Annotated in this window: 9 protein-coding genes; 5 read left to right on the top strand and 4 right to left on the bottom strand. The window is 57.7% G+C overall.

Annotation, left to right across the window (positions count from 1 at the left end):
- Positions 1-357: 357 nt before the first annotated feature.
- Positions 358-633, bottom strand: coding sequence for a hypothetical protein (locus tag P9M14_13305; protein ID MDP8256722.1), 276 nt, complete (start codon positions 631-633; stop codon positions 358-360).
- A gap of 284 nt (positions 634-917) precedes the next feature.
- On the opposite strand from P9M14_13305, the gene P9M14_13300 reads away from it, so the two are divergent.
- Entirely contained in the window at positions 918-1,208 is a 291-nt protein-coding gene (locus P9M14_13300) for a hypothetical protein (GenBank protein ID MDP8256721.1), read from the top strand.
- 68 nt (positions 1,209-1,276) lie between these two features.
- Positions 1,277-2,074, top strand: a complete 798-nt coding sequence (locus P9M14_13295; protein MDP8256720.1) for a formylglycine-generating enzyme family protein — start codon at positions 1,277-1,279, stop codon at positions 2,072-2,074.
- Positions 2,075-2,307: 233 nt separating this feature from the next.
- On the opposite strand, the gene P9M14_13290 is transcribed toward P9M14_13295, so the two are convergent.
- Complete coding sequence (locus tag P9M14_13290) at positions 2,308-2,817, bottom strand: hypothetical protein (protein ID MDP8256719.1); 510 nt, start codon at positions 2,815-2,817, stop codon at positions 2,308-2,310.
- The gene (locus tag P9M14_13285; GenBank protein MDP8256718.1) at positions 2,772-4,430 is read right to left on the bottom strand and encodes an acetyl-CoA hydrolase/transferase C-terminal domain-containing protein; all 1,659 of its coding nucleotides are present in this window, start codon (positions 4,428-4,430) and stop codon (positions 2,772-2,774) included. Before P9M14_13285 ends, P9M14_13290 begins: the two co-directional genes overlap by 46 nt.
- A gap of 337 nt (positions 4,431-4,767) precedes the next feature.
- On the opposite strand from P9M14_13285, the gene P9M14_13280 reads away from it, so the two are divergent.
- Positions 4,768-6,501, top strand: a complete 1,734-nt coding sequence (locus P9M14_13280; GenBank protein ID MDP8256717.1) for a hypothetical protein — start codon at positions 4,768-4,770, stop codon at positions 6,499-6,501.
- Positions 6,502-6,509: 8 nt separating this feature from the next.
- Positions 6,510-7,484 (top strand): hypothetical protein, encoded by a 975-nt coding sequence (locus P9M14_13275; GenBank protein ID MDP8256716.1) that lies wholly within the window; start codon positions 6,510-6,512, stop codon positions 7,482-7,484.
- Between the two features lie 95 nt (positions 7,485-7,579).
- On the opposite strand, the gene P9M14_13270 is transcribed toward P9M14_13275, so the two are convergent.
- Positions 7,580-8,050, bottom strand: a complete 471-nt coding sequence (locus tag P9M14_13270) for a cache domain-containing protein (GenBank protein MDP8256715.1) — start codon at positions 8,048-8,050, stop codon at positions 7,580-7,582.
- Positions 8,051-8,159: 109 nt separating this feature from the next.
- On the opposite strand from P9M14_13270, the gene P9M14_13265 reads away from it, so the two are divergent.
- Positions 8,160-9,286 (top strand): NB-ARC domain-containing protein (locus tag P9M14_13265; protein ID MDP8256714.1); only part of this gene is annotated, 1,127 nt, incomplete at its 3' end.

The following is a 9,286-nucleotide window of genomic DNA, read 5'->3' as shown; positions in this document are numbered from 1 at the left end:
GCCGAGAGAAGAGGTGTTATTCGAGGTGGCAAGGTGAGGAGTTTATGAAAACCCTGAGGCAATGCGCCGCTCGCCTTATACACAAAGATCGTTTTAACGATCTTTACCCCACCTCCCCGATCTTTGGTCGCGGAGTGGCACGTTGGTCAACTACCAGCGTAATCCGCGTGTTTTGTGGCACCTCAAAGGTGCTGCGAGTTTTGTGGCGGCTCTAAGCCGCCCGGGCGCGGAGAGGTTGGTAGCACTAAGCCCATCGTCCTGCTCGAGTTTTGCTGTAGCTCAAAGCTATCTACGCGGAAAAGGTCGTGGCGCTACGACCAGCGTACTACGCGAGCTTTGCGGGCACCTCAAAGGTGCCTACTTCTTGTGCGCCAGGATCACGACCTTGCCCGGGTCGAGCTCCAGGTCGATCTGCTCGTAGCTGAGCTTCGGGTGCACCAGGAACTTCTGGACCAGCACCTCGTTGGCTGTGACCTCGTCCTTGACCGCTCCGATCAGCCGCTTGTACTCGTTCCAGGCGCACTTGCGGGCGAGGTAGACTTCCTCGTCGCCCGGGATGCAGATCTGGAACAGCCGGGCCTCGGGATATTCGGCCCGGACTATTGCGATCGCCCCTTGCAGTCTGTCGTCCATGTGTCCTCCAAAGAAAAAGCCCCGGTGGCCTGCGAGAGACCAAACCGGGGCTCGATGTTTTCGATAACCCTATGTAGTCAAATTATCGGAGTACCGATATGGATACAAGAAAAGCTGATGTGCGTTTTTATCCGAATATCTTGCGATAAAAGCGACTGTTTAAAAAAACGCTTGAAATAAAAACCTTGACGCTCCACATAGAAGGGGGAGTCCCCCAGTTATTGCAGTTGACTTTCCGGCCTTGAAGGAACTATTAAAACGATAAACATCTTGAGGGAATTCCCATGAAGCGAATATTTGTGCTGGTTTGTGCGTTGTGCCTCATCTCCGCCCTGGCCTACGCTGACGGGATCCATGGCCAGTGCTACGCCTCGAGCGGCGAAAAGTGCATGGAGAGCAATCATACGATTTCAACATCGTGGAACGGCAACAAGGCCTATCCGGATTCGCAGGGCCGTTACTCTCTCAATTTGGGCGGCTCTGTCGATAAAACGATCACGGTCTATTGCGACGGCAACTCCGTGGGCAGCGTCCACGTTTCGGGCGACGAGGAGTTCAACGTCCACTGCAAGTAGGTAAAACGCGACTGATGGCGGCTCCGGCGCATGGTCGTCGGAGTCGCCTGCTTCGAGGAGTACACAGGATGAAACGAGCACTGGTTTACTTGATTCTGGCGGCTGTTGCGGCCCTTGGTTTCCAACAGGCGACATTGGCCCAATCCTCCCAAGCGAAGACCATGACCAACTCCATTGGCATGAAGTTTGTCCTGGTTCCGTCAGGCAGCTTCACGATGGGCTGCAACAAGAATTTCGAAAATTGCTTCGGTAATGATCCCCAGCACCGGGTCACGATCAGCAAGCCGTTTTACTTGGGCACATACGAGGTGACTCAGGAGCAATGGGTGGCGGTTATGGGCAGCAATCCGAGCGAGTTCAAGGGGCGCGATCGGCCGGTTGAGAAAGTGAGCTGGAACGACGCCAAGGAATTCATACGCAGGCTCAACGCGAAGGAAGGGACGAGCGCCTATCGGCTTCCGACCGAGGCGGAATGGGAGTACGCGGCTCGTGCCGGGTCGACAGGCAAGTACTGTTTCGGCGATGACGAGGGCGCTCTTTCCCAGTACGCCTGGTACGATAAAAGTTATGATTCCTGTAAATCTTCCGGGTGCACGAATCCTGTTGGGAAGCTGCGGCCCAATTCCTGGGGTCTCTACGACATGCACGGCAATGTTTGGGAATGGGTGTCGGATTGGTACGGTGAAAGATATTATTCTTCCAGTCCCTCTAGTGACCCGCGTGGCCCGTCGTCGGGAACGTATCGCGTTGTGCGCGGCGGTTGCTGGGGCGACGGCTTCGGCAGGTACCTGCGCGCGTCGTACCGGTACTACGGCGCTCCGACGAACAGGGGCGGCCCTCTGGGTTTCCGTTGCGCCCGGGACTGATTGTACCCTTGAGCACTTGGCGGGGAGAGTCCAGAGAGGGCTTCCCTCTCTGGTTCGCTACAAATGCTTTTTAGCCGCCATGCCGAAAGGCACACAGCTATCCCGAATTCGGGATAGCTACATCAAGATGCTGAGAAGAGCTCGGCATGACACTAATGGGGCAGAGGCCGAAAACGTATCGCGTTGTGCGCGGCAATAGCTGGAACAACAACGCCTAGTATCCGCTTCTCAAATCAGACCATTCCTTCGCCCCATATTGCCAATCCCGAGCACTTCTTGCCCACGGCCGAGTCGTCAAAGGCGAAGCCCTCCTCGACATCGGTAAACTCAAAGCCGGTAAACTTCTTGATCTTCTGCACGCCGTTCTTGGCCGGGTAGACGATCAGCACCGTGGCGTTCTTGATATCGAGCAGCGAGGCGTACTCCTTGCCGTTGACCTTGACCACCTTGAGCTGCATCGTTTTGCTTCTCGGCGCGTTGGTCGGCTCCTCGATCACGGACTGGTTGAGCTCCTTGACCTCGAAGTCCAGCTCAAACTTCCGCTTGCCCCGGCCTATGGCGTGGGCCTTGATGAATCCGGCGCCGTAGATCGGCTCCTTGTCCTGCGACTCCTTGTAGGAGCAGTTCTGCAGGGCCATGATCTTGATGCCCTCGACCAGCAGCGAGATCTCCTCGCCCGACGTCGGTCGTCCGCAGCTCAGATCTTGGCGCGGAATTCCTCCCAGGCGCTGTGGGCCAGCCAATCGCGGTAGTCCGGGTGGGCCACGGAGATCGCGTTGCGGATAAAGTTGGCTTGACTCATGGCGTTGATCTTGGTCACGCCGTGCTCGGTGACCAGGAAGACCTGGGCGTTCTCGCGCGTGCCCAGGATGTCCGACCCGATCATGCTGATCGGCGTGCCCTCGGGCATAAACGGGAAGACCGACGAGCGCACTTTGCCCTCGGGCGTCTTGTGGGTTGATTTGAGGCAGAGGTAGGCCACGCCGCCGCGGGCCAGTCCGCGCATGATCTGGGCTGCGCCGCCGATTCCCGAGTAGTGGTTCTTGTCGCGACCGCCGGAGTTGACTTGGGCGTGGAAGTCGATGCCCAGAATATTGTTGATCCCCAGTCCGTAGTAGAACGCCTCGGGAATCACCACGCGCGATGAGGGGGCGACCAGCACGTCGGGATTGTTGTTGAGCTTGTCGTAAAAGTCCGAATCTTCCTCGCAGACCGTGAAGGTGCAGACCATCTTGTGGTCGAGCATTGTGCGTCTGCCGTCGATCTCGATCTTGTGGGAACCGGCGATCTTGCCCTGTTCCCAGAGGTCCATGGTGAACGGCTCGAGCATTTCGGTGTACATCCGTCCGGTCCAGCTCGAGTCGGCCAGTCCCCTGATCGCCAGTACGCCGGTGCCGCCGAATCCGACCTGGATCGCCCGTCCTTGGGTCAAATCCTTGTGCATCTCCATGTGGTTGACCAGGTTATTGGCGATCTGCAGTTCGACCGGGGCCGGGTTTTCAAAACTGTGGGCGGGCAGGGCGGGCAGTTTGCCGTCATCCTCGATGAGAAACAGTCGGCCCTGCTTGGCCGCGTCTTTAAAGCGGCTGATGTTGACGGTGTTCGGCGCGTCGTTAAAGCCGATGGTGAACGGATATTTCTTGTTGATGTAGAGCACGAGCTTGATTTTGGAGCTCGGTTGCAGCGCTATTTCGATGGTCGGACCGTTGGCGCCGTTGGCCAGTCCGTGGCTCATATCGCCTTTGGCGTTGGGCGGGGTCATTACCAGGGCGAACACGTCGATCATCATCTTGCCCTGTTGATCGTAGGCCATGCCGTCGGGCGCGTCGGGAAAGTGGCACGACTGGTGGTCGACGATGCCCATCCGCGACTTATTGCGGCCCACGAACTCGGGGTAGCGCAGCCTGGTGATCGGATTGTCGGGGATCACCATGTTCGACGCCGGACCCATGAACGCCGAGACAAAGACGATCTTGCGTTGCTGAAGCTCCTTGAAATGCTCGATCAGTTTGTGCAGCCCCTCGAGCTTCTGCGTGATTTGGTTGGCGCGACTGGCGATGTTGTTCAGCAGCGAGACGCCGGATACGCGATTGGCCAGGCCGTTGAGCAGGCCCTTGGCCTGCAGCGCATCGCCCACCAGCAGATTGAACGGCGCCATGAACAACGCCTGTCGGATGTTGATATCGTGCAGGTCGTGGGACTGGATGTGCTCCCACAGCGCATCATAAAATGTATGGGGCTCCGAGGTGGCGAACCCCGAGGAGATATAGACTCCGGACTTGATCGTGGCGTCCAGCGCCTCGGAGTTACTGACGAAACAGTCTTTGAACCACTTTGGATATTTTTTGCTTGCCATTGCCTCACCGTTGGTTGCGGGGTCGCTTGATACGGGTTTTCACTCGCGTTGCGTATTGATTCTCAAACCGCCTACAGTGCGGCCGTTCGAGTATTTATTGGAAGGCGTTGATCCGCTCGTATCAAAATCTTCGAGCTAAGCTAGTGGTAAAGTTAGATTAGTGAGCATCGGGCCGCATGTCAACGGGCAATTTCACGGGATTTTTCCTTGAGTACCCGTTGACATTATTTTTACGCCGCCCACCGCCCTGCCAAAGGTGGTTTCAAAATTATATTCCTTGATCGGTTGACAGCACCATGGCTATCATCGGCGTGTTCCAATACTAAAAGGGAAAATAATGAAAAATCGCGCACTGCTTCTGCTCTGGATTGTCCTGGCGCTGTTGCTCAGCGCCTTGTTCGCCGTGTCGTGTTCCTGCGGCTGCGATGATGATGACGACGACGATGATGACGATGATAATCCAGGTGACGACGATGACGACGATGACGATGACGACGACGACGATCTGCCGCCGCTGCCCGTGGTCAACTGCATTGTGCCGGTCGATTACGACGGCGACGGCGACAACGAGCTGCTGATGGAATCCTACGTTGGCGACGAGTTCGCCCTGTACCTGGTCGAGCCCGGTACTTTGGAGCGCGAGCAGATCATCGGATATCAGGGCGAGCCGTATATCGCGGTGGCCGACTTCGACGGCAACCGCGTGTGGGATCTCGTTCTGGGCAACGTGGTCGAGGTCAAAGCGACGACCGGCACGGTCTACAGCGTGTATCTCAACGGCGAGTTCGACACTCCGGCGTTTGAGACCGACTTCGTGGCCGACGCCTATCCCTGGATCATGATCATCGATGCGAATCGCGACGGCCTGCCCGAGCTGCTTACCTCGGCCGAGGGCTGCTGCGGCAGCGGCACTTACAACCTTTATCAGATCACGCCCGACGCGATGACCCTGAGCGCCACAATCAACGATCCGAGCATCGATCTGTTCTCGCCGATGTTCTACGCCCATGTCGATCAAATCTATCTTCACGCGGCCGACATGACCGGCGATGAGGGCGCCCACGAGCTGCTGGGCTACCACGAGTACGAGGACGGCGGACACGATTACGGCCAATTGATGATCTTTGATCTGGACAGCGGCGAGCTCAAGCACAGCTCGGCGCCCATCGACTTTTACGAGGGCGGAGGCTGGAGCGGGGCCAGGGCCGGAGATTACGACGGCGACGGGCGGGCCGAGGTGATGATCACCAAGACCTATTCCGACCCCTCGGACAAAGCGACCCGCACCGGCTCGGTTCAGATCGTCGGCTTTAACGACGATTTCGTCGATGAGTACGCCTCGCCGGACTACGCTGATAGCTATTCCTATGCCATGCGCCAGGCGGACTTAAATTCAGACGGCGTACTCGACCCGTTTTACGAGCAGTCGCAAGGCGGGTATGCCAGCGACTTCTACGCCCTGAACGGCGCGGACAGCTATTCGAGCCTGATGGACTTCACATTGCCGACCGACACCAACGGAGACTTCGCCTATTGCACGGGACGCTCTTATCTAAAAGTCGGTTACTCTTTTGCCGATGATCCGCAGTTGGCCTTTATCGGCCAGTTTCACACCGTAGGTTCGACCGAGGGCCGGATCGAGCTGCTCGACGTCAATGGCGGAGCGAGCTCCGGCGTGCTGGCGACTTTTGATCTGGGCGAGTCCGGGACCGCGCAGTACGGCGTGGCCGATTTGGGCGGCGATGGCGCAATGGATCTGGTCGTGGTGGCCAAGGCGTCAACCTGGACCGGCAGCGAGTGGCAGTACAACTACACGCTCTACGTCTATTCCGGCGCCGACCTGAGCCTGATCTATTCCTACAACCTGGGAGTGCTGGCCACCAACTCGATCAATCTCTACACCTATTACGACCTGACCGGCGATTGGCACCCCGAGATTTTACTCAGGGAGTACACGGGTACGGGCGAGAGATATTACCTGTTCGAGTGCGACAGCAGCGACTGCACCGACCCGACGACCATCGAGTTCGGCGCAAACGAATATTTCAGCTTCTTGGGCCCAATGCTCTGAGGCGATTGATGAACCAACGGCGCTCGATTTTGCTTTGGCTGCTGCTGATTGCGCCGGCCGCGCTGCTGCTCTGCCTGGGTTGCGCGGGCGACGATGACGACGATCTTGACGACGACGATGCGGCGTCCTGGCATTCGATGGACTCGCCCAGCGCCAGCCATCTGTTCGAGCTGTGGGGCGCCGATGCGAACAACGTGTTTGCCGGTGGCGGGGCTGATGACGCGCCAATGATCCTGCGCTACGACGGAACCCAGTGGACGCAACAGCAGGTCGGCGATGATCTGCCCCAGGCCTCGGTGAGCTGCATCTGGGGCAGGGCGTCGGACGATGTGCACGCGATCGGCGACTTTGGCAACGGCGCATCCCTGTTCTGGCTGCATTACGACGGCGCACAGTGGACGCAACAGCAGCTCGACGAAGCGATCGACGAGCCGTTCAACGCGACGCAGGCATTGCCCGCAGGCCGGGCCGTGGCCGTGACCAGCCGGGTCTTTGAGTTCGACGGCCAAGACTGGTCCGCGATTTACGGCGAGACCCACGATGCCGCGTTGCTCGACATCTGGGCTGATGACGCCCAAGTGTTTGCTGTGGGCGCGCAGGGCCGCATTGCGCACTTCGACGGCGCGAACTGGTCCGAGCACAGCGTGGGCAACGACTACATCCTCTACGGCGTGTGGGGCGCGTCCGGCGACGATGTCTACGCAGTGGGGCAGGGGGCCGATTCAAGCGCGATCTTCCACTTTAACGGCGCATCCTGGTCGGCTTTGCGCGAGCTCGAGTTCGTGCCCGCCGACATCTGGGGCGCGTCCGCCGATCAGATCTTCGTGGTCGGCCTGGGCGGCAATATCCTGCACTTTGACGGCGCAACCTGGAGCGCCATGGACTCCGGCGTGAGCGAAGGCCTGCAAGCGATCTGGGGCGCGTCAGCCGACGACGTGTTCGCCTCGGGCCTCAACGGAACGCTGCTGCACTACTGCAACTAGGTACGGCGACCCGTCGCGTTTTCCAGTATTAGCGATCCCGAAACAGGTACGGGACGACAATATACGCAATAAGATAGTGTTAAATCTTGTGTGCCCTACTTCTTATAGATCCCCGCGCCGATCCACCATGTGTCGTCGATCTTGATCACATAGCTTGTTTTCTGAGCGAGCTGGCCGTTGTTGGGATTTACGTAGGAGTATTCGTCAAAGCCCTGGCCCTTGTCGCGGGCGGTTTCCAGCAGGTTCTTGATGAACGGCACCCCGTTGACGTCCTTGTCCGCCAGGGTGTTGGTCCCCACGCGCTCGGGCCGCAGGGCGTGCGCTAGGCACATGCCGTCGAAGTTGTAGGCGAACACGTAGACATCGCCGACCGTGAACTTGCCGTTCTTGTCGTTGAACACAACAAGCGCCGCATCCTTGCCCTCCAGATTGGCAAAAGCAGCGGCCTGATTCACGAAAACGACCAGCTCGTCAGGGTTCGTCGGCGCGACGAGCTTGTCCTGGGCTGCCAAAACCGAAGCCGCGGCCAACGTCAGCAAAAGAACCCACAATGCGATATTCTTCATTAATCAACCTCCTGGAAAAATAATATCACTTTTTCGCCTTTTTCGCAGAATAACTTGACCATACGGCGAATATATTCTATTGGAATTGGTGGAGGTTTTTATTTAAACCATGGGATGGTATTTAACTCAAGATTTTGTTGTACAAGTATTGATTCCCGTATTGGGGATAATTGTTGCACTTAGTTGTACTTATATCTCAATACAATTAGTACGTATTGGTCTGAAACACCGGGGGAAAGTCGAGCCTATTGTATCGGAACCATTGGAAATCTCTCCCACCTTCGACCTCTCCGCTATCTACGCCCCCGCCTCGTTTCACGGCCGGGAAAAGGAATTGGACGCGATCGAGGCGCTGCTGCAAGAGCATCGCGTGCTTACCCTGTTGGGCATGGGCGGCATCGGCAAATCAGTGCTGGCGTGCAAAGCGGCCGAGCGGGTCAAGGACCGCTTCGACGCTGTCTGGGGCTTCAGCTTCAAGACCGACACAACCCTGCAAAATTTTCTTAACGAGATCGGGAAGAGGCTCCTGGGCAAGGGTGCAATAGAGGGGCTATCTGGGGAAGAGCTAGAAACGGATGTGCTCAATGGCTTAGCCGATGCCCGCCGCCTGCTGATCCTGGACAATTTTGAGACCGTGCTGCATGCCCAGGAACACGGCGATACTGACGTTGACGCGCTGCTCGGATTTCTCAACCGAATCAGTCCAAACGCGACCCTGCTGATCACATCCCGCGAGGCTCCCACGCATTTAACGGGAGAGAAAACTATCCAAGTTCCGTCCCTTGACCGAGAGCCTGCGGTGGCTGTCATTCGAGACGAACTTTCCATCAAGCAAGAGGACTATAAGGCTGATGTGCTGTCCGAGATCGCGGGCAAGCTATCGGACCATCCTTTGGCCTGTCGCCTGATCGGCGGCTTCCTGGCCGAGTCATCCTTGAAACCGGATCAGGCTGTTAAACAGGCGCGGAACCTTATAACCAAGGCGCACGCTGCGAACGTAGACCCCAGCCTCAGCAGTTTTGATGGCTCCCTATCTCTGAGCCTGGACGCGCTCTCCGCTGACGAGCGCCGACTGATCGAGGCGGTATCGATCTTTGAGGGGCCGTTCACTGCCGAGGCTGCGGGATTTATAGCTGAGCTTGACGAGCCCATTCCAGTTCTCGACCGCCTCTGCCGCCGCAGCCTGGTCGAGTGCGGGAAAGTGCCGCACTACCCCAAGGTCGAGGTCTACACGAT

Source organism: Candidatus Alcyoniella australis (assembly GCA_030765605.1).
In the GTDB taxonomy this organism is placed as follows: domain Bacteria; phylum Lernaellota; class Lernaellaia; order JAVCCG01; family Alcyoniellaceae; genus Alcyoniella; species Alcyoniella australis.
The sequence above is the reverse complement of the archived record's forward strand: the minus strand, read 5'-3'. Positions and strand labels throughout refer to the sequence as shown.